This window comes from Streptomyces sp. NPDC007945, from assembly GCF_042958885.1.
Classification (GTDB): Bacteria; Actinomycetota; Actinomycetes; order Streptomycetales; family Streptomycetaceae; genus Streptomyces.
In genome coordinates, this window is record NZ_JBIBJV010000001.1 from 146,950 (window position 1) to 173,218 (window position 26,269).

The 26,269-nt window shown below is 74.2% G+C and carries 25 protein-coding genes; 11 read left to right on the forward strand and 14 right to left on the reverse strand.

Annotation, left to right across the window (positions count from 1 at the left end; translation table 11 throughout):
* The first annotated feature begins 7 nt into the window (after positions 1–7).
* Complete coding sequence (locus ACFZCF_RS00700; RefSeq protein ID WP_391284752.1) at positions 8–1,294, forward strand: MFS transporter; 1,287 nt, start codon at positions 8–10, stop codon at positions 1,292–1,294.
* A gap of 94 nt (positions 1,295–1,388) precedes the next feature.
* On the opposite strand, the gene ACFZCF_RS00705 is transcribed toward ACFZCF_RS00700, so the two are convergent.
* The 5 genes from ACFZCF_RS00705 to ACFZCF_RS00725 all read right to left on the reverse strand — a co-directional run bounded on the left by ACFZCF_RS00705 (position 1,389) and on the right by ACFZCF_RS00725 (position 8,461).
* A complete protein-coding gene (locus ACFZCF_RS00705) occupies positions 1,389–2,384 on the reverse strand; it encodes a TerC/Alx family metal homeostasis membrane protein (protein ID WP_388439355.1) in 996 nt (331 codons plus the stop codon).
* A gap of 269 nt (positions 2,385–2,653) precedes the next feature.
* On the reverse strand, positions 2,654–4,525 hold the full coding sequence (locus ACFZCF_RS00710; protein ID WP_391283705.1) for a TerD family protein: 1,872 nt from the start codon (positions 4,523–4,525) through the stop codon (positions 2,654–2,656).
* Positions 4,526–4,681: 156 nt separating this feature from the next.
* Positions 4,682–5,260 (reverse strand): TerD family protein, encoded by a 579-nt coding sequence (locus ACFZCF_RS00715; RefSeq protein WP_388439361.1) that lies wholly within the window; start codon positions 5,258–5,260, stop codon positions 4,682–4,684.
* Positions 5,261–5,368: 108 nt separating this feature from the next.
* The gene (gene uvrB, locus ACFZCF_RS00720; RefSeq protein WP_391283706.1) at positions 5,369–7,516 is read right to left on the reverse strand and encodes an excinuclease ABC subunit UvrB; all 2,148 of its coding nucleotides are present in this window, start codon (positions 7,514–7,516) and stop codon (positions 5,369–5,371) included.
* 48 nt (positions 7,517–7,564) lie between these two features.
* A complete protein-coding gene (locus tag ACFZCF_RS00725; protein ID WP_388439367.1) occupies positions 7,565–8,461 on the reverse strand; it encodes an MHYT domain-containing protein in 897 nt (298 codons plus the stop codon).
* A gap of 282 nt (positions 8,462–8,743) precedes the next feature.
* On the opposite strand from ACFZCF_RS00725, the gene ACFZCF_RS00730 reads away from it, so the two are divergent.
* Both ACFZCF_RS00730 and ACFZCF_RS00735 read left to right on the forward strand, forming a co-directional pair.
* Positions 8,744–9,298 carry a methylated-DNA--[protein]-cysteine S-methyltransferase gene (locus tag ACFZCF_RS00730; RefSeq protein WP_391283708.1) on the forward strand — a complete coding sequence of 185 codons (555 nt, stop codon included), beginning with the start codon at positions 8,744–8,746 and terminating at the stop codon, positions 9,296–9,298.
* A 103-nt stretch (positions 9,299–9,401) separates the two neighbouring features.
* Positions 9,402–10,703: an MFS transporter gene (locus ACFZCF_RS00735; protein ID WP_391283709.1), complete on the forward strand. Its 1,302-nt coding sequence runs from the start codon at positions 9,402–9,404 to the stop codon at positions 10,701–10,703.
* An 11-nt stretch (positions 10,704–10,714) separates the two neighbouring features.
* Here the strand turns inward: ACFZCF_RS00735 and ACFZCF_RS00740 are convergent, their stop codons facing one another.
* Positions 10,715–11,074 (reverse strand): cupin domain-containing protein, encoded by a 360-nt coding sequence (locus tag ACFZCF_RS00740; protein WP_388439376.1) that lies wholly within the window; start codon positions 11,072–11,074, stop codon positions 10,715–10,717.
* Between the two features lie 287 nt (positions 11,075–11,361).
* Here ACFZCF_RS00740 and ACFZCF_RS00745 point away from each other — a divergent pair, with 287 nt between their 5' ends.
* On the forward strand, positions 11,362–12,279 hold the full coding sequence (locus ACFZCF_RS00745; protein WP_391283712.1) for a pseudouridine-5'-phosphate glycosidase: 918 nt from the start codon (positions 11,362–11,364) through the stop codon (positions 12,277–12,279).
* On the forward strand, positions 12,276–13,214 hold the full coding sequence (locus ACFZCF_RS00750; protein WP_391283714.1) for a PfkB family carbohydrate kinase: 939 nt from the start codon (positions 12,276–12,278) through the stop codon (positions 13,212–13,214). Before ACFZCF_RS00745 ends, ACFZCF_RS00750 begins: the two co-directional genes overlap by 4 nt.
* On the opposite strand, the gene ACFZCF_RS00755 is transcribed toward ACFZCF_RS00750, so the two are convergent.
* Positions 13,206–13,853 (reverse strand): uridine kinase, encoded by a 648-nt coding sequence (locus ACFZCF_RS00755; RefSeq protein ID WP_388439386.1) that lies wholly within the window; start codon positions 13,851–13,853, stop codon positions 13,206–13,208. The two genes, ACFZCF_RS00750 and ACFZCF_RS00755, sit on opposite strands and share 9 nt — an antisense overlap.
* Positions 13,854–13,925: 72 nt before the next feature.
* On the opposite strand from ACFZCF_RS00755, the gene ACFZCF_RS00760 reads away from it, so the two are divergent.
* From ACFZCF_RS00760 to ACFZCF_RS00775, 4 genes are read left to right on the forward strand one after another with little or no spacing between them, the layout of a single operon-like run.
* Entirely contained in the window at positions 13,926–14,681 is a 756-nt protein-coding gene (locus ACFZCF_RS00760; protein WP_391283717.1) for an SDR family oxidoreductase, read from the forward strand.
* A 12-nt stretch (positions 14,682–14,693) separates the two neighbouring features.
* Complete coding sequence (locus tag ACFZCF_RS00765; protein WP_391283718.1) at positions 14,694–15,071, forward strand: MerR family transcriptional regulator; 378 nt, start codon at positions 14,694–14,696, stop codon at positions 15,069–15,071.
* Positions 15,072–15,131: 60 nt separating this feature from the next.
* Positions 15,132–15,590 carry a hypothetical protein gene (locus ACFZCF_RS00770; protein ID WP_388439395.1) on the forward strand — a complete coding sequence of 153 codons (459 nt, stop codon included), beginning with the start codon at positions 15,132–15,134 and terminating at the stop codon, positions 15,588–15,590.
* Between the two features lie 11 nt (positions 15,591–15,601).
* Positions 15,602–16,318, forward strand: coding sequence for a DUF2293 domain-containing protein (locus ACFZCF_RS00775; protein ID WP_391283720.1), 717 nt, complete (start codon positions 15,602–15,604; stop codon positions 16,316–16,318).
* Positions 16,319–16,364: 46 nt separating this feature from the next.
* Here ACFZCF_RS00775 and ACFZCF_RS00780 read toward each other — a convergent pair whose 3' ends face one another.
* The 3 genes from ACFZCF_RS00780 to ACFZCF_RS00790 form a co-directional block, all read right to left on the reverse strand.
* Positions 16,365–17,153, reverse strand: a complete 789-nt coding sequence (locus ACFZCF_RS00780; protein ID WP_391283722.1) for a chaplin family protein — start codon at positions 17,151–17,153, stop codon at positions 16,365–16,367.
* Positions 17,154–17,290: 137 nt separating this feature from the next.
* Positions 17,291–18,571 carry an SWIM zinc finger family protein gene (locus ACFZCF_RS00785; RefSeq protein ID WP_391283724.1) on the reverse strand — a complete coding sequence of 427 codons (1,281 nt, stop codon included), beginning with the start codon at positions 18,569–18,571 and terminating at the stop codon, positions 17,291–17,293.
* A complete protein-coding gene (locus ACFZCF_RS00790; RefSeq protein WP_391283725.1) occupies positions 18,568–21,408 on the reverse strand; it encodes an SNF2-related protein in 2,841 nt (946 codons plus the stop codon). Before ACFZCF_RS00790 ends, ACFZCF_RS00785 begins: the two co-directional genes overlap by 4 nt.
* Before the next feature lie 224 nt (positions 21,409–21,632).
* Here ACFZCF_RS00790 and ACFZCF_RS00795 point away from each other — a divergent pair, with 224 nt between their 5' ends.
* Positions 21,633–21,965, forward strand: coding sequence for a hypothetical protein (locus ACFZCF_RS00795; protein WP_388439408.1), 333 nt, complete (start codon positions 21,633–21,635; stop codon positions 21,963–21,965).
* A gap of 87 nt (positions 21,966–22,052) precedes the next feature.
* Positions 22,053–22,400, forward strand: a complete 348-nt coding sequence (locus ACFZCF_RS00800; RefSeq protein WP_391283727.1) for a DUF6343 family protein — start codon at positions 22,053–22,055, stop codon at positions 22,398–22,400.
* A 22-nt stretch (positions 22,401–22,422) separates the two neighbouring features.
* On the opposite strand, the gene ACFZCF_RS00805 is transcribed toward ACFZCF_RS00800, so the two are convergent.
* The 4 genes from ACFZCF_RS00805 to rpsA all read right to left on the reverse strand — a co-directional run bounded on the left by ACFZCF_RS00805 (position 22,423) and on the right by rpsA (position 26,099).
* Entirely contained in the window at positions 22,423–22,791 is a 369-nt protein-coding gene (locus ACFZCF_RS00805) for a tetratricopeptide repeat protein (protein ID WP_031002694.1), read from the reverse strand.
* Between the two features lie 54 nt (positions 22,792–22,845).
* Positions 22,846–23,451, reverse strand: coding sequence for a dephospho-CoA kinase (coaE, locus tag ACFZCF_RS00810; RefSeq protein WP_391283729.1), 606 nt, complete (start codon positions 23,449–23,451; stop codon positions 22,846–22,848).
* Between the two features lie 32 nt (positions 23,452–23,483).
* Complete coding sequence (locus ACFZCF_RS00815; protein ID WP_189945255.1) at positions 23,484–24,422, reverse strand: PAC2 family protein; 939 nt, start codon at positions 24,420–24,422, stop codon at positions 23,484–23,486.
* A gap of 171 nt (positions 24,423–24,593) precedes the next feature.
* Positions 24,594–26,099, reverse strand: coding sequence for a 30S ribosomal protein S1 (gene rpsA, locus ACFZCF_RS00820; RefSeq protein ID WP_388439417.1), 1,506 nt, complete (start codon positions 26,097–26,099; stop codon positions 24,594–24,596).
* Positions 26,100–26,269: the final 170 nt, after the last annotated feature.

The following is a 26,269-nucleotide window of genomic DNA, read 5'->3' on the forward strand; positions in this document are numbered from 1 at the left end:
GCCGTCGATGGCCCGGCTCGCCGCCGCCTCGCTCGTCGGCACCGCCATCGAGTTCTTCGACTTCTTCGTCTACGGGACGGCCGCCGCCCTCGTCCTCGGACCGCTCTTCTTCCCGACCTTCTCCCCGCTCGCCGGGACCCTCGCCGCCTTCGGCACCTTCGCCGTCGGCTTCCTCTCCCGCCCCCTGGGCTCGGTCCTCTTCGGGCACGTCGGGGACCGGCACGGGCGCCGGCCGGTGCTCTTCGCCTCGCTGCTGCTCACCGGCTGCGCCACCGTCGCCGTCGGCTGCGTCCCCACGTACGAATCGATCGGCGTCGCCGCTCCCCTGCTGCTGCTGGTGCTCCGCTTCCTCCAGGGGCTCGGCCTCGGCGGCGAGTGGGGCGGGGCCGTCCTGCTGACCGCCGAGCACGCCCCGCCGCACCGCCGCGCGCTGTGGGCGAGCTTTCCGCAGATCGGCCCGGCGGTCGGCTTCCTCCTGGCGAACGGGGTGATGCTGGCGCTCACCGCCGGTCTGAGCGACGCCGACTTCCGGTCCTGGGGCTGGCGGGTGCCGTTCTGGGCGGCGGGGCTGCTCGCCGCCGGCGGCCTGCTGCTGCGCTCCTCGCTCGCGGAGACCCCGCAGTTCGAGGAGCTGTCCGCGTCCGGGCGGCGGGCGAACGCGCCGCTCGCCGAGGTCGCCCGCGACCACTGGCGGCTGGTGCTGCTGACCGCCGGCGCCCTCGCCGTCGGGTACGCGATCTTCTACACGGTCTCCACCTGGGCCCTGGCCTACGGCACCGAGCGGCTCGGGGTGAGCAGCACCGTGATGCTCGTCTGCGTGATGGCCGCGGTGGCGGTGAAGGGCGCCGCGACGCCCTTCCTGGCCCTGCTCGCCGACCGCTGGGGGCGCAGGCCGCTCTGTCTGGCGGGGTGCGCGGCGGCGGCCCTGTGGATGTTCCCGATGGTGGCGCTGCTGCACACCAAGCAACCGCTGCTGATGTTCCTGGGGTTCCTGGGGGCTCTGATGGCCTTCATCACCATGTTCGCGGTGGTCGCCGCGTATCTCCCGGAGCTGTACGAGCCCCGGGTCCGCTGCACCGGCGCGGCGGTGGGCTACAACCTGGCGGGGGTGCTCGGCGGCGCGCTGACGCCGATCGTGGCCACGGCCCTGTCGGAGGGCGGCTCGGGCCCGCCGTGGGGGGTGGCGGCCTATCTGACGGTGGTGGCCCTGGTGAGCCTGGGCTGCTTCGCGCTGCTCCCGGAGACGCTGCCGGAGCGGCGGCCCGAGGAGGCCGTGGAGGGCGCGACCGCCTGACGGCGGCGCGACCGCAGGGGGGCGGACGACGGCGACGGCCGGCCCGGGGCGTGATGCCCCGGGCCGGCCGTCGCCGTGTGCCGGAAGGAACGGGTCAGCGCTCGGCGCCGGCCTTGTCGACGCCCTCGGCGGCCTCCGCCGCCTCGGCCGCCGCCTTCTCGGACTGCCTCTTGGAGGCGATCAGGCTGGTGATCGTGGTGATGACCAGCACGCCGCAGATGACCGCGAGGGAGACCGGGATGGAGATCTCGGGGACGTGGACCCCGGACTCGTGCAGGGCGTGCAGCACCAGCTTGACGCCGATGAAGCCGAGGATCACCGACAGGCCGTAGCTGAGGTGGACCAGCTTCTTCAGCAGACCGCCGATCAGGAAGTACAGCTGACGCAGGCCCATGAGGGCGAAGGCGTTGGCGGTGAAGACGATGTACGGGTCCTGGGTGAGGCCGAAGATCGCGGGGATCGAGTCCATCGCGAACAGCACGTCGGTCATGCCGATGGCGAGCATGACGACCAGGAGCGGCGTCATGACCTTCTTGCCGGACTGCACGATGAAGAGCTTGGTGCCGTGGTAGCGGTCCGCGACGCCGAACTTCTTCTCGATGGACTTCAGGATGCGGTTCTCGTCCCAGTCGTCCTCGTCCTCGTCCGCCATGGCCTCCTTGATGAGCTTCCAGGCGGTGTAGATGAGGAAGGCACCGAAGAGGTAGAAGACCCACGAGAAGCTCGCGATGATCGCGGCGCCCGCCGCGATGAAGATCGCCCGCAGCACGAGGGCGATGAGCACACCGATGAGCAGCACCCGCTGCTGGAGGTGGCTCGGCACGGAGAACTTCGCCATGATCAGGATGAAGACGAAGAGGTTGTCGACGCTGAGCGACTTCTCCGTGATGAAGCCGGCGAAGAACTCTCCGCCCGCCTGGCCGCCGCCCCAGATCGTGACGCCGATGCCGAAGAGCACGGCGAGCACGATCCAGACCACGGTCCAGATTCCAGCTTCCTTGATCGACACGTCATGGGGCTTGCGCCCGATGAAGAAGTCGACCGCGATCAGGGCACCCAGACCGAGAATGGTCAGCACCCAGATGGTCATCGATACGTCCACTGCGCCTCCGGCGTCGTACGGCTGATCAGCGTCGTCGCTGCCGGAGGTCTCTTCCACCCGGGGCCGTGACACACGCCCGCCGGGCCGACGCCCCGGGACCGGATGTCCTTGATCCGTCCGTATTGACGGGCACGCCGCGCATGGGGAGTACTCCCCTCCGCTGGAAAAAGAGTACCCGAAGACCCAAGAGAAGGTAAAGGAAAGGGTAAAGGTGACTCAAAAGCGCAGGTCGGAGCCGCCTCCGGCAACGGGTGGGGTCAGCCGGATTTCCGCCGCCGCGCCTCACCCACCTGGCCGAGCACCTGCCAGAGCACCGCACTCCCCGGCGGGACCGTCGGCGGCTCGTAGGTCCAGGCGTGGCCGACCCACGGGTCCGCGAGGTGGTCGTCGGGCACCGGCGTGAGCCGGAGCAGCGAGCGCCACAGCGGGTCGAGCACCGGCCCGTACGCGGCGGCGTCGGCCCGGTCCGCGACCATCAGCAGGTGGACGCCGACCGAGGGGCCCTCGTCGGCGAGGTAGCGGAGCCTGGTGACCGCCCGGTCGTCGAAGCCGTGCGGGAAGTCGTGGACGACGAGCAGCTGGCGGGCCGGGTCGAAGCCGGGCGGCAGGTCCTCGGAGGCGTCGCCGCGCACCGCCATCTGCAGCAGGTCCACCCGCTCGGTGAGTTGGGCGAGGACATCGGTGACCCCGGCCGCGCCCTGGGCCGGCGGGGCCGCGAGGACCCCGGTCTCGACGAGCGGCGCGAAGGCGGCGGCCCCGCCCCCGGCCGGATCGATGACGTGCACGGTGAGCGCGCCCGCCGGGTGGGCGGCGAGCAGCCGGGCGGTGTGGGCGACGGCGCTGTCCAGGGCGAGCCGGCGCAGCTCCGCCTCGTCCAGCAGCCCGGCGGCCGAGGTGCGGCCGGGCCCCGAGTCCACCCAGAGGCCCCGCTCCAGCGGGAGCCGGACCAGGAAGGGGATGCGGAGGGTGCTCCGCTCGGGGACGTGGAGGTCGCCGAGGCGGACGGCCATCGGGAGCTCCTCCGGGGACCGGTAGGCGTGCCAGACGGGGTTGTCCCAGCGGGCGTAGGCGGCGGGCAGGGCGGGTTCGACGACCTCGGACTCGGCGGTGAGCTGCGCCAGGTCCCGGTCGAGGACCTCCTGGGCGCGGCCCATCAGCTCCTCGTGCGTGGCCCGGGCGGCGGCCCGCGCGGCGTCGCCGGCCGCGCCGACGCGGGTGGCGGGGTCGGCGAGGACCTGGTCGATGGCCCGGTCGAGGCGGTGGTCGGCGAAGTCGCGGGCGCTGCGGTAGGCGGCGACGGTCCTGGCCAGGTCCTCGAACATGCCCCAGACCTGGTTGTAGAGGCGCTCGTCCATGGACCAGCCGCTGGCGTCCCCGGCGACCGGCGCGGGCCGGGACTCCGCGGGCGGCGGGGCCTGCGGCCCGGGCGGCGGCGCGGCCGGCGGATCCGACGGCGGTACGGCTCCGGGCCCGGCGTTCGGGGCGGCGGGGCGGCGGCCGGGGTGGGCGTAGCTGATCGCGCCGGTGGAGGAGGGGTCGGCCGGGGCGGTCTCGGGGACCAGCGGCGGCACCGGGGCGGCGGCGGGGGCTGCCGCGTCGAGGACGGCGGCGGCGAGGTCCGCGGCGGCCGGTGCGCCCTGGTCGGCGAGCAGGTCGGCGAGCCCGCCCTCGTACCCCTGGCCGACGGCGCGGACCTTCCAGGCGCCCTGGCGGCGGTAGAGCTCCAGGGCGACGACGGCGGACTCCCGGTCGAGGCCGGTGATGGTGTACGTGGCGACGGGGGCGCCCGACGGGTCGGCGACGGCCACGAAGGGGGCGGCCGCGGTGCCGAAGCGGGCCGGGCCGGGGCCTCCTGGCGGCAGCGCGAGGAGGAGGGAGAGCCGGTGGACGGTGTCCGGGAGGGCCGCGAGGTCCACGGCGATGCGGTGCTCGGCTGCGGCCTGGACGGCCACCTCGATCCCGGGGCGCACGGGGGCGCCGGGGTGGGCTATCCACTCGGCGCCGGCGACGCGGCCACCCTCGTCGCCGAGGGTGGCCCCGGCGACGACCGGGTGTCCGGCGGAGACCCGGAGTTCGAGTCGGGTGTCGGGCAGGGGGTGGTTCTGCCCCCGGACCAGCTCGGCCGTCATCTGGACTCTGTTTCCCCTCGGCGCTTCGGGTCGGTCGTGCGGTCGTGGATCGGTGCCGCGGTCTCGTCGTGCGGTCACGCGGGGCAGCTCCCGGCGGGCCGGTGCCCGTCGGGAGCTGCGGTGCGACGGCGGGGCGGAGTCCGCCCGCGGTTCCGCCTACAGGTGCGGCAGGATCGACGGCATCAGGTCCTGGAAGGTGCGGCCGTTGGCCGGGTTGCCCAGGGCGGTCATCTGCCAGCCGGAGCCGGCCCGGTGCACCTTCGCCATGATCTGCGCGGTGTACTGGCCGCCGCCGTCCAGGGTGTAGCGCGCCAGCTCCTGGCCGTTCGTCTCGTCGACGAGCCGGCAGAAGGCGTTCTGCACCTCCTGGAAGGTCTGCCCGGTGAAGGAGTTCACCGTGAAGACGATCTGGTCGATGTGGACGGGCACCCGCTGGAGGTCGACGAGGATGGCCTCGTCGTCGCCGCCCTGGCCCACGCCGCCCACGAGGTTGTCGCCGGTGTGGCGGACGGAGCCGTCGTCGCTGACCAGGTGGCGGAAGAAGACCACGTCCACGGGCTGCTTCTCGGCGAACAGCACCGCGGAGGCGTCCAGGTCGATCTCGCGGGTGCGGGAGCCGAAGAGCCCCCGGCGCGGCGCGGCCTGCCAGCCGAGCCCCATCCGCACCTGGGTGAGGCTGCCCCCGCCCTGCTTCTCCAGGCTGATGGCCTGCCCCTTGGTCATGTTGACCGTCACGCGCTGCCCCTCTCGTCGTTGTGGCAGCACCCTACGCAGGCCCACTGACAACGTGCCGGGCGCGGCCCGGTTTTGTGTCGGTCTTGCAACACACCGGGCCGCCGCGGGTCACGCCAGCCCCGCCTCCTTCATCTGCCGCAGCTCCTTCTTCAGTTCGGCGACCTCGTCCCGCAGCCTGGCGGCCACCTCGAACTGCAGCTCCGCGGCGGCGGCGCGCATCCGCTCGGTCATCTCCTCGATGACTCCGGCCAGTTCGGCGGCGGGGCGGTCGCCGAGCTCCAGCGTCGAGCCCGCCTTCGCGCCCGCCTTGCCGGCCTTCCCCGCCTTCGGGGCGTGCGCGGCGAGCGAGGGCACCGGGGACTTGGCGCCCTTGCCGTCCTTGCCCTGGCGGTAGCCGGTGCCGAGCAGCTGCTCGGTGTCGACCTCCTCGCGGGCGATGGTGGCGACGATGTCGTTGATCTTCTTGCGGAGCGGCTGGGGGTCGATCCCGCGCTCCTTGTTGTAGGCGACCTGCTTCTCGCGGCGCCGGTTGGTCTCGTCGATGGCCTGGGCCATGGCGGGGGTGATGGTGTCGGCGTACATGTGGACCTGGCCGGAGACGTTGCGCGCGGCGCGGCCGATGGTCTGGATGAGGGAGGTTCCGGAACGCAGGAAGCCCTGCTTGTCGGCGTCGAGGATGGCGACGAGGGAGACCTCGGGGAGGTCGAGGCCCTCGCGGAGCAGGTTGATGCCGACGAGGACGTCGTACTCGCCGGAGCGCAGCTCGCGGAGCAACTCGATGCGGCGCAGGGTGTCGACGTCGCTGTGGAGGTAGCGGACCTGGATGCCGAGCTCCAGGAAGTAGTCGGTGAGGTCCTCGGCCATCTTCTTGGTGAGGGTGGTGACGAGGACGCGCTCGTCGCGCTCGGTGCGCAGCCGGATCTCGTGGACCAGGTCGTCGATCTGGCCCTCGGTGGGCTTGACGACGACCTCGGGGTCGACGAGGCCGGTGGGGCGGATGATCTGTTCGACGAAGCCGTCGGAGCGGGACAGCTCGTAGGTGCCGGGGGTGGCGGAGAGGTAGACGGTCTGGCCGATCCGCTCCTGGAACTCCTCCCACTTCAGGGGGCGGTTGTCGAGGGCCGAGGGGAGCCGGAAACCGTGGTCGACGAGGGTCCGCTTGCGGGAGGCGTCGCCCTCGTACATGGCGCCGATCTGCGGCACGGTGACGTGCGACTCGTCGATGACGAGGAGGAAGTCCTCGGGGAAGTAGTCGAGGAGGGTGTTGGGCGGGGAGCCGGGCTCGCGGCCGTCGAAGTGCATCGAGTAGTTCTCGATGCCGGAGCAGGAGCCGATCTGGCGCATCATCTCGATGTCGTAGGTGGTGCGCATGCGGAGGCGCTGGGCCTCCAGCATCTTGCCCTGCTTCTCCAGCTCCGCGAGCCGCCCCTCCAGCTCGCGCTCGATGTCGTTGACGGCCCGCTCCATGCGCTCGGGGCCGGCGACGTAGTGGCTGGCGGGGAAGACGTACAGCTGCTGGTCGTCGCTGATGATCTCGCCGGTCAGCGGATGGAGGGTGGAGAGCGCCTCGATCTCGTCGCCGAACATCTCGATGCGGACGGCGAGCTCCTCGTACACGGGGAAGATCTCGATGGTGTCGCCCCGGACGCGGAAGGTGCCGCGGGTGAAGGCGAGGTCGTTGCGCGTGTACTGGATGTCGACGAAGCGGCGGAGCAGCTGGTCGCGGTCGATCTCCTCGCCGACCTTGAGCGGGACCATGCGGTCCACGTACTCCTGCGGGGTGCCGAGGCCGTAGATGCAGGAGACGGAGGCGACCACGACGACGTCCCGGCGGGTGAGCAGGGAGTTGGTGGCGGAGTGGCGCAGCCGCTCGACCTCCTCGTTGATCGAGGAGTCCTTCTCGATGTAGGTGTCGGACTGGGGGACGTACGCCTCGGGCTGGTAGTAGTCGTAGTACGAGACGAAGTACTCGACCGCGTTGTTGGGCAGGAGCTCACGGAACTCGTTCGCCAGCTGGGCGGCCAGGGTCTTGTTCGGCGCCATCACCAGGGTGGGGCGCTGGAGCTTCTCGATCATCCAGGCCGTGGTGGCCGACTTGCCGGTGCCGGTCGCGCCGAGCAGGACGACGTCCTTCTCGCCGGCGCGGATGCGCCGGTCCAGCTCGGCGATGGCCGCCGGCTGGTCGCCGCTCGGCTGGTAGGGGGAGACGACCTCGAAGGGCGCCACCGAACGTTCGATCTTTGAAACGGGCCGCATGCCACCACCGTACGACCCGCCACCGACAGTCGGGCGGTGATCGCCGTGTCACCAGTCCTGGGAGCGGTGGCCGCCGCGCGGGACGGCGTGGCGGGAGCCGCGTCCGGCGGGGCGGGCGGTCCAGTGCGCGGGCTCGCCGTAGCCGGGGACCCGCCGGGGGGCCGGGACGCCGGGACGGTGGGGGACGCGGGCCGGGGGCCGCTGCGGGTCGGGGTCGCCCATGACGAGCAGCGGGTCGAACATGACGACGACGGCGGCGAGGATGAGGAAGACCGCCGGGCCGATCAGCATGGGCAGCAGCATGGAGCCCGCGGTGGCGCCGGTGTCCGCGGCGGAGGGGGCGTGCAGGTGGACGCTGACGGCCGCCATGGCGGTGTAGTGCATGCCGCTGACGGCGACGCCCATGACGAGGCTGGCCGCGAGACTGGCGAGGAATCCGTGGACGGAGACCGCCGCCCAGAGGGCGGTGGTGGCGGCGACGACGGCGATGACCACGGAGAGGGCGACGGTCAGGGTGTCGTACTCGATCCGGCCGGGCAGCCGCATTCCGGCCATGCCGAGGTAGTGCATGGTGGCCACGCCGAGGCCGGTGATGGTGCCGCCGGTCACGAGGGTGAGCGCGGTGGCGCCCCGGTAGCCGACGATGAAGATGCCGATGCCGACCATGACGATGGCGACGGCGAGGCTGGCGAAGGTGATCGGCCGGTCGTAGTCGACCGGCGCCTGCTCGACCGTGAAGCCCATCATGGCGATGAAGTGCATCGTCCAGATGCCGGTGCCGATGGAGGTGGAGCCGAGGGCCAGCCAGCCGGCCTTGAAGGAGTCCCGGTGGCGCAGCGAGCGGGTCGTGCATCTCAGCCCCAGGGCGCCTCCGAGGCAGGCCATGAGGAAGGCCGCCACCGGCGTGACGATCCCGTAGCTGAATCCGTCGACCGTGCCCTGCATGAGCGTGTGCCCTCCCACCCCTGGCGCATGGACGTCCGAAAACAGTCGGTACCGCTGGGTAGTACTACCGGGGCGAGATTATGGCCCGCCGGGGGCTCCGCGGGTACCTGACCGGCGATTTTCCGGTCGCGAGACCGGAGCGAGACCGGTCCGTGACCTCCGGAGGGGGTCCCACCGCCGGATTGCCGCCGAACGATCGTTCTGGCTGACAGGCATCGCTGGAGCATGGCCGGAACGGGCCGTCCGGGCCGGGCTGTCGGTGCCGGGCCGTACCGTGAGGGCATGGACATCGAGGACGGACCGCGCGGTGTGCGGGCCGAGTGGGCGGTGGTGGAGAGCGGCATCGGCCCGCTCTTCCTGGCGGCCACCGGGCGGGGGCTCGTGCGGGTCGAGTTCCACGCGGGCGGGGACCGCGGCGCGCGGATGCCGGAGCGGCTGGCCGGGCAGCTGGGCGGCCCGGCCGTCGAGTGCGCCACGGGACTGCTCGGGGAGCCGGTGCGGCAGCTGGAGCGGTACTTCGCGGGGGCGCTGCGCGCGTTCGAGCTGCCGCTCGACTGGTCGCTGACGACCGGCTTCAACCGCCAGGTGCTGCGCGAGCTGGCCACCGGCGTCCCGTACGGGACGGTGGTCGGGTACGGCGAGCTGGCGCGGCGGGTGGGTCAGCCGGCGGCGGCGCAGGCCGTGGGGGCGGCGATGGGTGCCAATCCGCTGCCGGTGGTGGTGCCGTGCCACCGCGTGGTGGAGAGCGACGGCGGCCTCGGCGGCTTCGGCGGCGGCCTGGAGACGAAGCGAAGACTGCTCGCCCTGGAGGGCGTGCTGCCGGAACCGCTGTTCTGAACCCCCGGTCGCCGGGGCGTGCCCTCCGCCCGGGTGCACCCGGCCACCTGGAGCCCGGTTCCCCGGCATTCCCCTGCGGCGCGGGGGCTGGCACACTCCGGTAGTGACCGAAACGCCCGACGCCCCTGACATCCTCGTCCCCGGAGAGGTCGCCTCGCCGCTCTCCACCGCCGCTCTGCCGGCGCTGCGCCGCCGGGTCCAGGCCGTGCTCGTCGCCACCCAGATCCTCGGCGGTCTCGGGATCGCCACCGGCGTCGCGCTCGCCGCCGTCCTCGCCACCGAGGTGAGCGGCACGGACGCGCTGGCCGGGCTCGCCTCCACGGCGACGGTCGCCGGACCGGCGCTGCTCGCGATGCCGCTCGCGGCGCTGATGACGCGCAGGGGCCGCCGGGCCGGTCTCGTGCTCGCCTATCTCCTCGGCGCGCTCGGCGCCGGCGTCGCGGTGCTCGGCGCGGTCCTCGACAGCTTCCCGCTGCTGCTGGTGGGGCTGGTGGGCTTCGGCGCGGGTTCCTCGGCCAATCTGACGGCCCGGTTCGCGGCCGCCGACCTGGCGCCGCCGGACCGCCGGGCCCGGGCCATCTCGACGGTGGTCTGGGCGACCACGATCGGCGCCGTCCTCGGCCCCAACATCGCGGCGCCGGCCGGGCGGAGCGTCGCGGGCCTGGGGATACCCGTCGCCGCGGGCCCCTTCCTGTGGGCCGCGGTGGTCTTCGTGGTCTCGGCGCTGGTGGTGGCGCTGCTGCTGCGGCCCGATCCGCTGCTGACGGCGCGGGCGCTGGCCGCCGCGGACGGGGGCGGGGCCGACGACCGGCCCGAGGACCGGTCCCTGCGGGCCGGGCTGCGTGCGGTCCGCGAGTCGCCGCAGGCCCGGATCGCCCTGGTCACGGTGGTCGCCTCGCACACGGTGATGGTGTCGATCATGTCGATGACGCCGGTGGCGCTCACCCACCACGGGGCCGGGATCGAGCTGATCGGGCTCGTCATCAGCGTGCACATCGCGGGAATGTACGCGTTCTCGCCCGTCATGGGGTGGCTCTCGGACCGGCTCGGCCGGCTCGCGGTGATCGGTCTCGCGGTCGGACTGCTGGGGATCGCCGCGCTCCTCGCCGGCACCGCGGGAGGGAGCCACACCCGGGTCGCGGCGGGGCTGTTCGTCCTGGGGCTCGGCTGGTCGGCCGGACTGGTGTCGGGCTCGGCGCTGCTGACGGACTCGGTGCCGCAGGCGGCACGGGCGTCCGTCCAGGGCCTGTCGGACACGGCGATGAACACGGCGGCGGGCCTCGGCGGCCTGCTGGCCGGTGTGATCGTCTCCCAGGCGGGCTACGGTCCGCTCAACGCGATCGCCGCCTGCCTGCTGCTGCCGATGGCGGCCCTGGCCCTGCGGGGCGTGCTCCGCAGGGCCTGACCGGCGCCGGGTCAGGGCAAGGTGATGTGGTACGCCTTGCGCAGCGTCTCGTGGACGGTCCAGGTGGTCCGGTCGCCCTCGCGGAGCACGCAGGCGTCACCGGGGCCGACCTCCATGGTGGCGCCGCCCTCGACGGCGACGGTGGCCCGGCCGCTGACGACGACGAAGAGCTCGTTCGCCTCGGTGTCGGTGACCACGCCGGGCGTGATCTGCCAGATGCCGCGCACCTGCTTGCCGTCGGCGGACTCCCACAGCACCTTGCCGGACACCTCGGGGGTGCCGGACACGATCTGGGCGGGGTCGAGCGGGTCGGCTTCCAGCTCGGCGTCGGGGATGTGGACGGCGAAGGAGGGGAGGTCGTGAGTCGTCATGGCCGGTGACTGTAGCCGGGTGCCGGAGCGGCCCCCAGGGCCGGGAGGGCGGAACAAATCCCTCCGCTCACCGCTCTGACCAGGCACGTTGCCGGACCGAGCCGAGCGCTGCGGATTCCGCACCGGGGCCTTGCCCGCCACCGGGGCGGGTCGTGCCCCGCCCGGGCCCGCCGGGCCGGACGCCCGGAGACCGAATCCGTACCCCCCTCGCGCCCTCGTGCGACAGAGGGGTGGCGGGAGATCGCCGGTGGTGTTTGCGGGGCGGGTGGCCGCGCCAGACATGGACCATGACGACCACACTGGTGTCCGAAGAGGTACGGGACGCGCTCCGCGAGGGCCGGCCCGTCGTCGCCCTCGAATCGACGATCATCGCCCACGGCCTGCCGCGCCCGCGGAACCTCGCCGTGGCCGTGGAACTGGAGGAGTCGGTACGGGCCGAGGGCGCCGTGCCCGCCACCATCGCCGTGCTCGACGGCGTGGCGCGGATCGGCCTCGACCGGGCCGGCCTGACCCGGATCGCGGAGGACCCTTCGGTCCGCAAGCTCGGCCACCGCGACCTCGCCCCGGCGCTCGCCACCGGCGCCACCGGCGCGACCACGGTCTCCGCGACGGCCCGGCTCGCCGACGCGGCCGGCATCCGGGTCTTCGCCACCGGCGGCCTCGGCGGCGTGCACCGCGAGTGGCACGAGACCCAGGACGAGTCCGCCGACCTGCGGCTGCTCGCCGAGGTCGGCATCACGGTGGTCTGCGCGGGCGTGAAGTCGATCCTCGACGTCCCGGCCACGCTCCAGCGCCTGGAGACGCTGGGCGTCACGGTCGCCGGATACGGCACCGGGACCTTCCCCGGCTTCTACCTCTCCTCCTCCGGCGAGCCGGTCGACTGGACGCTGCGCACCCCGGAGGAGGTCGCCGCGGTCATACGGGCCCGGCAGGCCCTCGGCCGGCCCTGGTCCGCGCTGGTCGTCGCCCACCCCGTGCCCGAGGCGGAGCAGCTGGACCCGGCGCTGCACGACCGCGTGCTGGCCCGGGGGCTCGCCGAGCTGAAGGAGAAGGGCATCACCGGACAGGCCGTCACCCCCTTCCTCCTGGAGTACCTGACGACGCACACCGACGGCGCGTCCCTGGAGGCCAACCTGGCGGCGGTGCGGGGCAACGTCCGGCTCGCGGCCCGGATCGCGGGGGCGTACGCCGCGGGCGAGCGGTGACGGCGGCCGGCGGCCCGACGCCGAGCGGGGCGCTGCTGATCGTCGGGGACGTCGTCACGGACGTGGTGGCCCGCTACCGGGGGCCGCTGGCTCCCGCGACGGACACGGCCGCCTCGATTCGCACCCTGCCGGGCGGCGCGGGAGCCAACGCGGCCTGCTGGGCGGCCCGTTCGGGGTGGCGTGACGTGCGGCTGCTCGCCCGGGTCGGGGCGGAGTCGGTCGCCCGGCACGGCCGCGAGCTGGCGGGTGCGGGCGTCCGCCCGCACCTCGTGCCGGATCCCGAGGTGCCCACGGCGACCGTGATCGCCCTGGTGGACGCGGCGGCCGAGCGGACCTTCCTGACGGACAGCGGCGCCGCGCTCCGCCTCCGCCCCGACGACTGGTCCGCCGGGCTGCTCGACGGCGTGGCCGCCCTGCACCTCTCCGGCTATCTGTTCTTCGCCCCGTCGAGCCGCGCGGCGGCGCTGCTCGCCCTGCGGGACGCCCGTACGGCCGGGATACCGGTGAGCGTGGACCCGGCGTCGGCCGGCTTCCTGGCGGAGCTGGGCCCGGAGCGGTTCCTGGCGGCCGTGGCGGGCGCCTCCGTGCTGCTGCCCAACGCCGACGAGGCCCGGCTGCTCACCGGAGCCCCGGACGCGGAGGCGGCGGCCCGGGAGCTGAGCCGGCGCGTCCCGCTGGCGGTCGTGACCCTCGGCGCGGGCGGCGCCCTGATCGCCGAGCGGGGCACGGTCACCGCCCGCGTCACGGCCCCGGTCGTGCCGCCGGAGCGGCTGCTGGACTCGACGGGCGCCGGCGACGCCTTCACGGGCGCGTTCCTCGCCGCCCGGCTCGGGGGCGCGGACCCGGAGGAGGCGGCGCGTGCGGGGTGCGCGGCGGGCTCCGAAGCGGTGACCGTGGTGGGCGGCAGACCGCCGGGCCGCCCGCCGTCAGTCTGAGGCGAGGTCTCCGAGCCCGGTCCAGGCCGGGTGCCGGGGGTCGTCGGCCCGGACCACGACGTCGGCGGTACCGGCCGGGTCGACCTCCGTCTCGTACCGGGCGAAGGCGGGCAGCGCCCAGGGCTCACCGGTGCGCCGCCCGAGGGCGGCCGGCGAGAGCCGCAGATGGACGGTCAGGTCGAAGGGGAACCAGTGCCCGAGGAGGAAGGGCCCGTGCAGCACCAGGACACCTCCCGGCGGCAGCGTCACATACGGACTCCGGGTCGCCCGGTCCCTCACCGGGTCCCACAGATCGGGCAGCACCCGCCCGTCCCCTCCCGGCTCCAGCGGGGTGAACACCTCGCGCCACAGGGCCCCGGTGTCGGTCCAGCCCTCGTAGTACGCGTCGGGGTCCTGGCGGCCGTGCTCGTACCGCAGCGACGCGGGCCGCAGGAACCCCTGGGTGCCGACGACCTGGACCGGGCGCCCGCGATCCCGCAGCTGCTCCGCGAGCAGCCCGGCCAGTTCCTCGCCCCCGGCGGCCGGGGCCCCGTCGACGGCGACCTTCAGCCGATCGCCGCCGTCACCGGGCGCGAGCCGGTCCACATGCCGCGCCAGCCGCCCGGCCATCCGGCCCCAGGTGATCGCCTCGTATCGCATCCCACCCATTCTGCCCCGCGCGCTCCCCCGGTTTGACCTTGCCACTGGCGTCACGGTTCCACCATCGACCGCATGAACACCACCGCCTCCCCCAGGGTCGTCCTCGTCACCGGCGCCGGCACCGGCATCGGCCGGGCCACCGCCCGCGCCTTCGCCCGACAGGGCGCCACCGTCGTCGCCGTGGGCCGCAGGCCCGGGCCCCTCCAGGAGACCGCCTCCGACGCCCCCGGCGCGATCCACCCCCTCCCCTCCGACATCACGGCCGACGGCGCGCCCGAGGAGCTCGTCCGCCGGGTTCTCGCCGACCACGGCCGCCTCGACGTCCTGGTCAACAACGCGGGCATCGCCGCCGGCGGCCCCCTGGGCACTCTCGACCGGGCCGGGATCGCACCCCTCCTGGAGACGAACCTGCTCGCGCCGGTGCTCCTCACCCAGGCCGCCGTCCCCGCGCTGCGCGCTTCCGGAGGGGTGGTCGTGAACGTGACGACCACCGTCGGCCAGCGGGGCTGGCCGAACAACTCGGTCTATCCGGCGACGAAGAGCGCCCTGGAGACCCTCACCCGCTGCTGGGCCGTCGAACTGGCGCCCGACGGCGTCCGGGTGGTGGCCGTCGCCCCCGGAGCGATCGAGACCCCCATCGCCGACCACATGGGCCTCACCCCGGAACAGCGCGAGGCCGTCCGGGCCTGGCAGCTCGCCCACACCCCGCTCGGCCGGATCGGCCGGCCCGAGGAGGTCGCCTGGGCGATCACCGCGCTCGCCGCCCCGGGGGCCGCCTTCCTCACCGGCACCGTGCTCCCGGTGGACGGGGGCGCCCTGGTCGCGTGATACGACGGGCGGATGCGCATCGGTGAACTGGCCCGCAGGACGGGCACGTCGACACGGTCCCTGCGCCACTACGAGCAGGCGGGCCTGATCGCCTCGGACCGCGCGCCCAACGGCTACCGGGTCTACGAGGAGGGCGCGGTGGTCCGCGTCGCCAACATCCGCTACCTCCTCGACGCCGGACTCACCCTCGACGACGTGGCGGCCTTCCGCTCCTGTCTCGACGGGGACCTGCCGTCGGTGCGCCCCTCCGCCCGTGGCCTGGAGATCGCCCGCGAGCGGCTCGCCGTTCTCGACGCCCGCATCGCCGCGCAGACGGCGGCCAGGGACCGGCTGGCGGCCGCCCTCGCCGCCCGGTACGACGGTGACGCGGCCCCCGCCGCAATGCCATGATCTGACCGTCCGAAGGATCTTCGGGCGGTCGGCAACGGTGACTCGGGGGAGGACCACGGCATGGACGTGGCGCTGATAGCGGTGGCGGGCACGCTTCTCGGCGTGATCGCCACCCATTGGTTCCAGGGACGGATGACCCTGCGCACGGCGGCACTCACCCGGAACGAGCAACTCCGCCAGGAGCGCATCGCCACCTACAGCGCCTTCGCGGGCGCCGTCGTCGAGTACCGGCACAGCCAGAACGACCGCTGGTTCCGGGCCGTCGAGGAGCCCGGCTCGGAAGAGGCCGAGGAGTCCCGGCACGCCTCCTACCGGCAGCGGACCGCTGCCCGGCAGGCGCTCTTCCGCGTCCAGCTGGTCTGCGACGACGCGGAGCTGCGGCGGCTCGCCGAGGCCGCTTTCGAGGAGACCCACTGCATGCACGAGGCGGTCGGCACGGCCGACCGGGCCCGCCGCTCCGACCTGGCCAAGGACGCCCTCGCCCGGTTCGTCGCCGCCGCCGCGCCCGGCCTCCGCTGAGGGGGGCGGCCATGGACCTCGTCGCCCCCGTCGTCGTCGAACCACTGCGCCGCCGCCGCTGCTCGGAGTGCCGGCAGGGCCCGCTGGAGCGGATGATCGTCGAGTACCACCAGCCGGTCTGCCTGGACTGCGCCGACCTCGGCCACCTCGTCTTCCTGCGCCGGGGCGACACCGCCCTCACCCGGCGCGCCCGCGAAGAGAGCACCCTGTGGGCGGTGGTGGTCCGTCACAACCGGCGCCGCACCCGCTACGAACGCCAGGGGCTGCTCGTCGAGGAGGAGGCGCTCGCCAGGGCGGAGGCGGCCTGCCTCGCCGACGCGGAGGCCCGGGCCCGGCGCCGGGCCCGGGACGCGGAGCGGCGCGCCGTGCGGGACGCCGGGATCACCGAGGCCCTGCGGGTGGAGATCCTGCGGCTCTTCCCGGCGATGCCGCCGGAGCGGGCCACCGAGATCGCCGCCCACGCCTCCGCGAAAGGCAGCGGCCGGGTGGGCAGGACGGCCGCCGGACGCGCCCTCGACCGGGGCGCCGTGACGGCAGCGGTCCGCGCCTCGGTGCGGCACGTGGACACGCCGTACGACGCGCTGCTGATGTCCGGGGTCCCCCGCCACCAGGCCCGCGCCCGGGTCTCCTCCGCCATCGAGACGGTGCTCCGCGCCTGGCGCGCGCCCGGCGTGGCGGGCACGGGCGCGACGGGCGGGGAGGGGACACCGGGCCGGGCCGACCGCTGACGGCTCGGGCGTCAGCTGAGCCGGCCCCGGCGTGGCAGGGTCCGGGTCAGACCTGGTCGCCCGCGCGGCGGGCGCGGCGGTACACCAGCGCGCCACCGAGAAGGAGCGCGGCGCTGCCCGCGGCGGCGTAGCCGACGGAGTCGCTACCGGTGGCGGCGAGCACGACGCGCTCGGTCCCGCCCTGCGGGGCCGGGGCGGGCGCCGGAGCGGCGGGCTTCTCCTGCTCGGTGACCGGCTTCGGCGGAAGGTTGCGCACCGGGGTCTGGGGGCGCGGGGTCGGGACCTCGACCTGCGGCTCCTCGGGGGTGCTCGGGGCGTTGACCCCGGTGTTGCCGACGGCCGGGTTGCCGATGCCCACGACGTTGACCGAGTTGCCGACGACGTTGGCCGGCAGGTCGATGGGGAGCTGGAGGCCGTTCCCGGACAGCACGCCCGGGGAGCCCTCGGCGTGGCTCTCGGCGGTGGCTCCGCCGCCGTTGGCGGCCCCGCCGTCGGAGGAACCGCCGCCGGTCTGCTCGCCGCCGCGCGGGGTCACGGCCTCGTCCTTGTGGGTGCGGCCGGGCCCGCCGTCCCGATGCTCCCCGGCCGGGGCCGAGGTGTTGGCGCAGGCGTTCCCCATGGCCGGGTTGAGCAGCCCGACGACGTTGACGGTGTTCCCGCAGAGGTTGACCGGTACGTGGACCGGCACCTGGATCGTGTTGCCGGAGCCGACTCCCGGGGAGCCGACCGCGGCGCCCTCGGCACCCGAGTCCGCGTGGGCGGCGCCCGCCGACAGCGCGAGCGCACCACCCGTGACCAACAGTGTGGCCAGACCACTTCGGCGCATCTGCCTCATGGCTTCCTGCCTTCCGGAGTTGCACGGGCGATTGCCCGTACCGGAATAAACGCCACGGAGGCGTCCGCCGGATCCGGCCGTTGCCGGGTTTCACTCCTTCGAGGGAGGTTCCGTTCGAGTGATGACCCCGACGGGTTTCAGCGGCCGAGGAGTTCGGTGAGGGCTCCGACCGGGTCGGAGTCGGGGGTGCCGCGCGGCCACCAGTCCTCGCGGCCGTGGTCCGATTCGTACGGGTACCACAGGCCGTCCTTGCCGAGCCGGAGTTGGAGCGAGGCGGTGGAGAGGTGGTTGCGCCAGGGCCGGAAGGCCGGGAAGTCGGCGGCGAGGAGGGCGGGGCGGGCGCGGTCGAAGGGGCCGGCGGGCGGATCCCAGGGTTCTTCCAGGACCGCGAGGCCCTCCGCGCCGCCCTGGCGCCAGGCGGCGACGGCGCGGGCGAGGTCGGTGGGGGTGCGGTCGAGCGCGTCGGCCAGGTCGCGGTAGAGGGCGCGGGTCGAGGCGGTGAGGCCGGAGCCGGGGTGGGCGGCGGCGAGCCGGACGGCGTCCTGCCAGGGGGTGAGACCGGCGACCGGGTCGTGGCCGGTGGCGAGGAAGGCGTGGGCGCGGGCGGCGGCCTCGCCGGCGAGCAGGTCGAGCGCCAGCGGGTCCGGGGCGTGCGGGTCCGGCGGGAAGACGGCGGGCCGCCCGGGCCGGTCGGGGAGCGGCAGCGGCGGGGGCAGCGGCAGCGGGGGCCCGGCGGCGAGCACGTCGCGGGCGGGCACGGCGGGGAGGACGGGCGCGGCGGCGGTGGTCTCGGCGGCGGAGCGGACGGCGTTGCGCCGCGAGAGCTCGGCGAGGAGTTCGCCCTCGCCGCGGCCGCGCATCAGGAAGAGGACGAAGGGGTCCTCGTCGAGGAGGCGGGCGGCCTGGTAGCAGAGGGCGGCGGCGTGCTTGCAGGGGAAGCCGTCGTCGGGGCAGGAGCAGTCGGGGAGCAGGTCGCCGGGGGCGGGCAGCAGCCCCTCGACGGCTTCCAGTGCGTGCGGGACCTCCTTGTCGAGGAGGGCGGCCATGTGCTCCGGGCGGGCGGCGGCCTCGTCGAGGAAGAGCTCCCAGCCGTCGTCGCCGAGCGTCCGCATGCGGATCTCGGTGCGGTAGGGGCGGATCCGGCTGCCGTGCACATAGGCGACGACCCGGCCGGGCGTGACGGTGATGGCGTCGACGTGGCCGCGCTCCGCGTACGCCCTGCCCCGGCCGAGGCGGGCCTGGTCGAGGGCGGTGCGCTCCAGGGCGGCCACCCAGGCGTTGCCCCACCAGGTGGCGGCGAAGCGGCCGTCGGCGGCCTCGCGGGGCGGGACGGCCGGGAAGGTGCGGCGGCGGTCGTCGTGGCGGGGGCCGGCAGCGCGCGGCGCGGGACGGCCGGGCCGGGCTCCGGGGCGGTTCACGCGGACCTCCTCAGGGAGACCAGGTCGGCCAGTTCGCGGTCGGTGAGTTCGGTGAAGGCGGCCTCGCCGGAGCCGAGGACGGCCTCGGCCAGGGCCTTCTTGGCGCGGAGCAGTTCGGCGATGCGGTCCTCGACGGTGCCTTCGGTGACGAGCCGGTGGACCTGTACGGGCTGGGTCTGGCCGATGCGGTAGGCGCGGTCGGTGGCCTGGTCCTCGACCGCCGGGTTCCACCAGCGGTCGTAGTGGACGACGTGGCCGGCGCGGGTGAGGTTGAGGCCGGTGCCGGCGGCCTTGAGGGAGAGCAGGAAGACGGGGACCTCGCCCGCCTGGAAGCGGTCGACCATCCGCTCCCGCTCGGCCACCGGGGTCCCCCCGTGCAGGAGTTGGCTCCCGATCCCCCGGGCGGTGAGGTGATCGGCGAGGAGCCGGGCCATCGTCACGTACTGGGTGAAGACCAGCACGGAGCCGTCCTCGGCGAGGATGGTGTCGAGGAGTTCGTCGAGGAGGGCGAGCTTGCCGGAGCGTCCGGCGAGGCGGGCGGTGCCGCCGCGCGGGGCTTCCTCCTTGAGGTACTGGGCGGGGTGGTTGCAGATCTGCTTGAGCGAGGTCAGCAGTTTCATCACGAGTCCGCGCCGGGCCATCCCCTCGGCGGCCTCGATCAGTCCCATGGTCTCGCGGACCACCGCCTCGTACAGCGAGGCCTGTTCGCGGGTGAGCGGTACCGGGTGGTCGGACTCGGTCTTGGGCGGCAGTTCGGGGACGATGCCGGGGTCGGACTTGCGGCGGCGCAGCAGGAAGGGGCGGACGAGCCGGGCGAGCCGCTCCACCGCCTCCTCGTTCTCCAGCTCCTCGTGGTTCTCGGCGGCGCGGGCGTGCCGGGCGCGGAAGGCCTTGAGCGGGCCGAGGAGTCCGGGGGTGGTCCAGTCGAGGAGGGCCCACAGCTCGGAGAGGTTGTTCTCCACGGGGGTGCCGGTGAGGGCCACCCGGGCGGGGGCGGGGAGGGTGCGCAGTGCCTTGGCGGTCGCGGAGAACGGGTTCTTCACGTGCTGGGCCTCGTCGGCGACGACCATCCCCCAGGAGTGCTCGGCGAGCCGGGCGGCGCGGGTGCGCAGGGTGCCGTAGGTGGTGAGGACGATCCCGCCGTCGAGGTCGCCGAGCTCGCGCGCGGTGCCGTGGAAGCGGCGGACGGGCACGCCGGGGGCGAACTTCGCGGCTTCCCGCTGCCAGTTGCCGAGGAGGGAGGCGGGGCAGACGACGAGGGTGGGTTCACGGCGGGCGCGGCGCAGGTGGAGGGCGAGGACGGTGACCGTCTTGCCGAGGCCCATGTCGTCGGCGAGGCAGCCCCCGAGACCGAGCGAGGTCATCAGGTCGAGCCAGGCGAGGCCGCGGAGCTGGTAGTCCCGGAGGGTGGCGGTGAGTCCGGGCGGCGGCGCGGCCGGCTCGGGGCCGGCGAGGAGCCGGTCGCGGAGGACGGCGAGCGCGCCCACGGGCACGGCGGGGACGGTCTCGCCGTCGACCTCGGCGCTGCCGGTGAGGGCGGCGGCGAGGGCGTCGACCGGTTCGAGCAGGCCCAGTTCGCGCTTGCGGGCCTTGCGGACGAGGTCGGGGTCGACGACGACCCAGCGGTCGCGGAGCCGCACCACGGGGCGGTGGGCCTCGGCCAGGACGTCCATCTCGCGCTGGGTGAGCGGGTCGCCGTCGAGGGCGAGCTGCCAGTCGAAGCGGAGCAGCTCGGTGGAGTCGAAGAAGCTGGTGCCGTCGGTGGCGGAGCCGGGCGCGGAGCGGGCGGGGCGGACGACGGCGGAGGCGCTGAGGGAGCGGGCCAGGTCGCGCGGCCAGTGCAGGGCGACCCCGGCGTCGGCGAGCCGGGCCGCGGCCGGCCCGAGGAGCTCGTACAGCTCGGCCTCGCTGACGGCGAGGACGTCGGGCGCGTCCCGCTCCAGGAGGCGGCCGAGCGGGGGCCAGATCCGGGCGGCGCGGCGCAGCGCGAGGAGGGCGTCGATCCGGGCGCGGGGGCCGAAGTGCTCGCCCTCCCCCGCCCAGAGCGCGGCGGCGTCGATGACCAGGGTCGGATCGGCGAGGCTGTGCACCTGGAGGATGGCGGCGGCCGCCTGCCGCTCGGCGCCTCCCTCGGCCTCGTCGGCGCTGTCGAACAGCTCGGCGGCGGAGAGGTCGAGGCGGAGCGAGATCCGCACCCCGGCGTCCATGCCCGCGGCGGCCTCCGCCGCCCAGGCGCGGGCCCCCGGGAGGTGCTGGGGCTCGGCGGCGGCGAAGGGCGCGCCGACCGCGTGCGCCGCGGCGGGGGTACGGGGCAGGGCGTCGGCGACCGCGTCGAGGAAGGCCCGCACCAGGGCCTCCGGATCGGGCAGGGCGAGCGGCCCCGATCCGGCGACGGGCACCGCGTGCGCCTCGTACGGCATGGCGGCGGCGACGGCGCGCAGATGGGCGATGTCCTCGGCGTCGAGCGGCCCGGCCCGCCAGGCGTCCAGGTCGTCGGCGGTGAGCCCGGGCAGCAGCCGGCCGCGGGCGACGAGGTGGAGGGCGTGCAGGGCGGCGGCGCCCCAGCAGGCGGTGGCGGGGTGGGCGGCGGGGTGGTGCCGGGCGGCGACCAGCAAGGGCAGGGCGGTGGCCACCGGCAGGGTGACGGCGGGGACCTCGCGGCGGCGGGTGCCGCTGCCGTGCGGGCGGGCCACGGTGATCCGGGCGGGCTCCGCGCCGACGAGCCCGTCGGGGGCGGGCAGCGGCGCCCCGTCGGGCGCCCAGAGGACGATCCTGCCCTGGCGCGGCAGCGCCGCGGGCAGGAAGACGGCGGCGCGGGCCGTCCAGCGCTCCGACATGTGCCGCCCTCCTTCCCCGGGTCCACCGGTCGGCGCGGAGCCTCCGCGCCGGTACTCCCGACCTTACGGGCGGGGTCTGACAACGGGCGCGGGCGTGCGTCCCCCGACCGGCCCAACCCGGGGTGACAGCCGCCGCCGGGGGCGGGAGGGTGGCGTCGACCAGGGCTTTTCGCCTCCGGGGCTGCCGCCGACCGCCTCGCTCGCCCGATCGAAGGGGTTCCGCCATGTCCGTTCGCCGGCGTCTCACGACCGCCACCGGGGCCGTGCTGCTCACGCTCACGGTCGCGGGCTGCTCGGGCCTCGGCCGCACCGCCGTCGGCCCCGTCACGTACGAGACGCGCGGGGAGAAGGTGGTGCGGGTGATGAGCCCGCCGGTGAAGGGCTGCCACCGGCTGCCGCTCGGGGCGACCCGGATCGAGAACGGCACCCTGGTGGACCTGATCCTCTACCGGACCCCGCACTGCCGAGGCGAGGCGCCGGTCTACCTCCCGACCAACAGCGGCGACTCGATCGTGCCGGGCACCCTGCCCTGGCGCAGCTACTCGATCGTGCACTGAGCCGGGCCCCTGACGCCCGTTCCCTTCGCCTCCCGGCGGGTACATGCTGGAAGTGCCCACAGGGATCCGACGGAAGAGGGCACCGTCATGCGTACCGGTAGCGAGCCGGTCACCGCGCGCAGCGCGCTGCGGCTGCGGTTCTGGCTGAGTGCCTGGGGAATGGTGTGGGCGCTCTTCGGCACGGTCGTCTTCGTGCTGGTGGGCCGCCCGGGCTGGGCGATCGCCTGCGGAGTGCTGCTCCTGGTGGTCACGGCCGATCTGACGATGGTCCTGCGCCATCTGCGGCAGGGCCCGCACTGGCAGCCGGGCCGCGACATCCCGCCGTACGAGCCCGACCACGGCGACGGCAGGGAACGGAGCGGGTTCGACGGGGACCGGGGCGGCGGGTGGCCCCGGGGGCCGGACGGCGACGGGCGGGACCGCGGGGAGCGCTGAGCCCCCGGCGGGCCGGGCCGGGTCAGTCCTCGGTGCCGAAGCCCGCGGCCCGTACATACTCGGGCCGGGGGTCGAGCGCGGCGGCCAGCCGGAAGTGGCGGGTGGCACGGGCGTCCTGCCCGGAGCGCTGGAGGGTGCGGGCGAGCGCGAAGTGGGCGAAGGCGTTGTCCGGCTCCCGCTCCAGGACCAGCTCGAATTCCAGCTGGGCGGGCCGCAGCTGGGCGGCGGCGAAGAAGGCCCGCGCCCGCAGCAGCCGGGCCGCCGTGTTCTCCGGGTGCTCGGCGATGACCGAGTCCAGCAGTTTCACGGCACCACGCGGATCCCGTGCGGCCAGCAGCTGCTCGGCGGCACGGAAGTCGATGACGTGCGTCTCCGGATTTCTCTCGGCCATGAACTGCATCCTTCCCACGATCCGGGTGGCGGACACCGGACGGGCGCCCGCTGTCTAGGCGGTCTCGGCCGCCCGGCGCTCCAGCTCCTCCCACACCTTCCGCACCTGTGGCTCCAGGGCGTCGAGGGGGCCGTCGTTGTCGATCACGAGGTCCGCGATCTCCAGCCGGGCCGCCCGGGTGGCCTGCGCCGCCATCCGCGCCTTCGCCTCGTCCTCGGTCATGCCCCGGAGCCGTACCAGCCGGTCGAGCTGGGTCTCGGTGGAGGCGTCGACGACGACGACGAGGTCGTAGAGCGGTGCGAGGCCGTTCTCGGTCAGCAGGGGGACGTCGTGGATCACCACGTCCCCGGGCCCCGCGGCGCTCTCCAGCTCGGCCGACCGGGCGCCGACGAGCGGGTGCACGATGGCGTTGAGCACGGCCAGCCGCTCCGGGTCGGCGAAGACGATGGAGCCGAGGCGCGGCCGGTCGAGGGTGCCGTCCTCGGTGAGGATGGACTCCCCGAAGGCGGCCACGACCGCCGCGAGCCCCTCCGTGCCCGGCTCGACCACCTCGCGGGCGATCCGGTCCGCGTCGATCAGCACGGCCCCGTACGAGACGAGCAGCCGCGACACCTCGCTCTTGCCGGCGCCGATGCCGCCGGTCAGTCCGATCTTCAGCATGAGCGGCAGCTTAGGCCCCCACCCCCGCGACCCTAGGAGTCGCCCTCCCGCTCGGCGAGGAAGCGCTCGAACTCGCGGCCCAGCTCGTCGGCGGAGGGCAGGTCGACGGGCTCGGCGACCAGGCTGCCACGGGTCTCCGCGCCGGCCACCGCGTCGTACTGGTGCTCCAGGCCCTGGACCAGGGCGACGAGCTCCTCGTCCCCGGCGCCGATCTGCCGGTCGATCTCGGTCTGGGTGCGGCGGGCCTCGGTGCGGAGCGCGTGGGCGACGCCCGGGAGGACGAGGCCGGTGGCGGCGGTGACGGCCTCCAGGACGGTCAGCGCCGCGTCCGGGTACGGGGAGCGGGCCACGTAGTGCGGCACGTGGGCGGCGACCCCGAGGGTGTCGAAACCGGCCTCGGAGAGCCGGAACTCGATGAGCGACTGGGCGCTGCCGGGCACCTGGGCCTCGTCGAAGGGGCTGCGGTGGCCGGGCATGAGGTCGGTGCGGTTGCCGTGCGGGGTGAGGCCGACGGGCCGGGTGTGCGGAACGCCCATGGGGATGCCGTGGAAGTTGACGGCGAGCCGTACGCCGAGCCGCTCGACGATCTGGGCGACGGCGGCGGCGAAGCGCTCCCACTCGACGTCCGGCTCGGGGCCGGAGAGGAAGAGGAAGGGGGCGCCGGTCGCGTCCTGGACGAGGCGGACCTCGATGGCGGGGGTCTCGTACCCGGCCCAGCGGTCGCGCCGGAAGGTCAGCAGGGGGCGGCGGGCGCGGTAGTCCACCAGCCGGTCGTGGTCGAAGCGGGCGACGACCTGGTGGGGAAGGGTGTCCAGCACCCGCTCGACGATCTGCTCGCCGGCCTCGCCCGCGTCGATGTAGCCGTCGAAGTGGTACAGCATGACCAGCCCGGTCGACTCCTGTGCCAGGGCCAGGTCGACCACGGCCAGGCCCTTGGCGTCCCATTCGTACAAATCCTGGGGATCAAGCACGGTTACCGCTCCTCCTCGCGTCTTCCGGAAGAACGTCCCGGGGCGCAAGGTCATTCCCGCCAGGGCGCGTTCGGGCCGATGTGGCGGAAAAACGACCGGGGCCCGCTCCCCCGGGAGGGAGCGGGCCCCGGTGTACTGCTAGCGACTAGCGCCGCTCAGCGGTGAGCCTGTTCAGCTCTGGCCGCCGGCGAGCTTCTCGCGGAGGGCGGCGAGGGCCTCGTCCGACGCCAGGGCGCCGGCGGAGTCGTCCGACTCGGAGGAGTAGGAGCCACCCGAGATGCCCGCACCGGCGTTGCCGGCGACCGGGGCGGCAGCGCCCTCGGCAGCGGCGGCCTCGTCGGCCTCGCGGGACTTGATGACCTGGGCCTGGTGCTGCTCGAAGCGCGCCTGCGCCTCGGCATACTGGGCCTCCCAGGCCTCGCGCTGGGTCTCGTAGCCCTCGAGCCAGTCGTTGGTCTCGGGGTCGAAGCCCTCGGGGTAGATGTAGTTGCCCTGGTCGTCGTAGGACGCGGCCATGCCGTACAGGGTCGGGTCGAACTCGACCGACGCCGGGTCGGCACCGAAGGACTCGTTGGCCTGCTTCAGGGACAGCGAGATCCGGCGACGCTCGAGGTCGATGTCGATGACCTTGACGAAGATCTCGTCGTTGACCTGGACGACCTGCTCCGGGATCTCCACGTGGCGCTCGGCCAGCTCGGAGATGTGGACCAGACCCTCGATGCCCTCGTCCACGCGGACGAACGCGCCGAACGGAACCAGCTTGGTGACCTTGCCGGGGACGACCTGGCCGATCTGGTGCGTGCGGGCGAACTGCTGCCACGGGTCCTCCTGCGTCGCCTTCAGCGACAGGGAGACACGCTCGCGGTCCATGTCCACGTCGAGAACCTCGACGGTGACCTCCTGGCCGACCTCGACGACCTCGGACGGGTGGTCGATGTGCTTCCAGGACAGCTCGGAGACGTGGACGAGACCGTCGACGCCGCCCAGGTCCACGAAGGCACCGAAGTTGACGATCGAGGAAACGACGCCGGAGCGGACCTGACCCTTCTGGAGGGTCGTGAGGAAGGTCTGGCGGACCTCGGACTGGGTCTGCTCCAGCCAGGCACGGCGGGACAGGACCACGTTGTTGCGGTTCTTGTCCAGCTCGATGATCTTCGCCTCGAGCTCCTTGCCCACGTAGGGCTGGAGGTCGCGGACACGGCGCATCTCGACCAGGGAGGCCGGGAGGAAGCCGCGGAGGCCGATGTCGAGGATGAGACCACCCTTGACGACCTCGATGACGGTACCGGTGACGATGCCGTCCTCTTCCTTGATCTTCTCGATGGTGCCCCAGGCGCGCTCGTACTGGGCACGCTTCTTCGAGAGGATCAGGCGGCCTTCCTTGTCCTCCTTCTGAAGGACCAGGGCCTCGATCTCGTCGCCGACCTTGACGACCTCGTTCGGGTCGACGTCGTGCTTGATCGAGAGCTCGCGGCTCGGGATGACACCTTCGGTCTTGTAACCGATGTCGAGCAGGACCTCGTCCCGGTCGACCTTCACGATGACGCCGTCGACGATGTCGCCGTCGTTGAAGTACTTGATCGTCTCGTCGATCGCGGCGAGGAAGGCTTCCTCGTTACCGATGTCGTTGACCGCAACCTGCGGGGTGGTGGCGGTGGTCTCGGTGCTGCTCGTCATGTGGGAAAGGGCTCCGGTTACGGACAGAAAGTCGTAGGTACTGCTACGCCGAGAGCCCGTATCGCACTGAAGAAGCCGGACAGCTGATGAAGCGCCTTCCCGGGGACCGGGGGCGCCTCGAAAACCGAGGGGACCGCAACAGGTGCGAGCGCGGCCTGCTCCGTCTGAGG

Excerpts from the sequence above, each read along its gene's own strand:
- ACFZCF_RS00740 (WP_388439376.1), bottom strand. The coding sequence starts at position 11,074 with ATGACGACTCACGACCTCCCCTCCTTCGCCGTCCACATCCCCGACGCC.
- ACFZCF_RS00755 (WP_388439386.1), bottom strand. The coding sequence starts at position 13,853 with ATGCGATACGAGGCGATCACCTGGGGCCGGATGGCCGGGCGGCTGGCG.
- ACFZCF_RS00800 (WP_391283727.1), top strand. The coding sequence starts at position 22,053 with ATGCGTACCGGTAGCGAGCCGGTCACCGCGCGCAGCGCGCTGCGGCTG.
- uvrB (WP_391283706.1), bottom strand. The coding sequence starts at position 7,516 with ATGCGGCCCGTTTCAAAGATCGAACGTTCGGTGGCGCCCTTCGAGGTC.
- ACFZCF_RS00770 (WP_388439395.1), top strand. The coding sequence starts at position 15,132 with ATGGACGTGGCGCTGATAGCGGTGGCGGGCACGCTTCTCGGCGTGATC.
- ACFZCF_RS00790 (WP_391283725.1), bottom strand. The coding sequence starts at position 21,408 with ATGTCGGAGCGCTGGACGGCCCGCGCCGCCGTCTTCCTGCCCGCGGCG.
- ACFZCF_RS00760 (WP_391283717.1), top strand. The coding sequence starts at position 13,926 with ATGAACACCACCGCCTCCCCCAGGGTCGTCCTCGTCACCGGCGCCGGC.
- ACFZCF_RS00705 (WP_388439355.1), bottom strand. The coding sequence starts at position 2,384 with ATGACCATCTGGGTGCTGACCATTCTCGGTCTGGGTGCCCTGATCGCG.
- ACFZCF_RS00710 (WP_391283705.1), bottom strand. The coding sequence starts at position 4,525 with ATGACGGCCGAGCTGGTCCGGGGGCAGAACCACCCCCTGCCCGACACC.
- ACFZCF_RS00795 (WP_388439408.1), top strand. The coding sequence starts at position 21,633 with ATGTCCGTTCGCCGGCGTCTCACGACCGCCACCGGGGCCGTGCTGCTC.
- ACFZCF_RS00745 (WP_391283712.1), top strand. The coding sequence starts at position 11,362 with ATGACGACCACACTGGTGTCCGAAGAGGTACGGGACGCGCTCCGCGAG.
- ACFZCF_RS00700 (WP_391284752.1), top strand. The coding sequence starts at position 8 with ATGGCCCGGCTCGCCGCCGCCTCGCTCGTCGGCACCGCCATCGAGTTC.
- ACFZCF_RS00780 (WP_391283722.1), bottom strand. The coding sequence starts at position 17,153 with ATGAGGCAGATGCGCCGAAGTGGTCTGGCCACACTGTTGGTCACGGGT.
- ACFZCF_RS00765 (WP_391283718.1), top strand. The coding sequence starts at position 14,694 with ATGCGCATCGGTGAACTGGCCCGCAGGACGGGCACGTCGACACGGTCC.
- rpsA (WP_388439417.1), bottom strand. The coding sequence starts at position 26,099 with ATGACGAGCAGCACCGAGACCACCGCCACCACCCCGCAGGTTGCGGTC.
- coaE (WP_391283729.1), bottom strand. The coding sequence starts at position 23,451 with ATGCTGAAGATCGGACTGACCGGCGGCATCGGCGCCGGCAAGAGCGAG.
- ACFZCF_RS00805 (WP_031002694.1), bottom strand. The coding sequence starts at position 22,791 with ATGGCCGAGAGAAATCCGGAGACGCACGTCATCGACTTCCGTGCCGCC.
- ACFZCF_RS00730 (WP_391283708.1), top strand. The coding sequence starts at position 8,744 with ATGGACATCGAGGACGGACCGCGCGGTGTGCGGGCCGAGTGGGCGGTG.
- ACFZCF_RS00775 (WP_391283720.1), top strand. The coding sequence starts at position 15,602 with ATGGACCTCGTCGCCCCCGTCGTCGTCGAACCACTGCGCCGCCGCCGC.
- ACFZCF_RS00725 (WP_388439367.1), bottom strand. The coding sequence starts at position 8,461 with ATGCAGGGCACGGTCGACGGATTCAGCTACGGGATCGTCACGCCGGTG.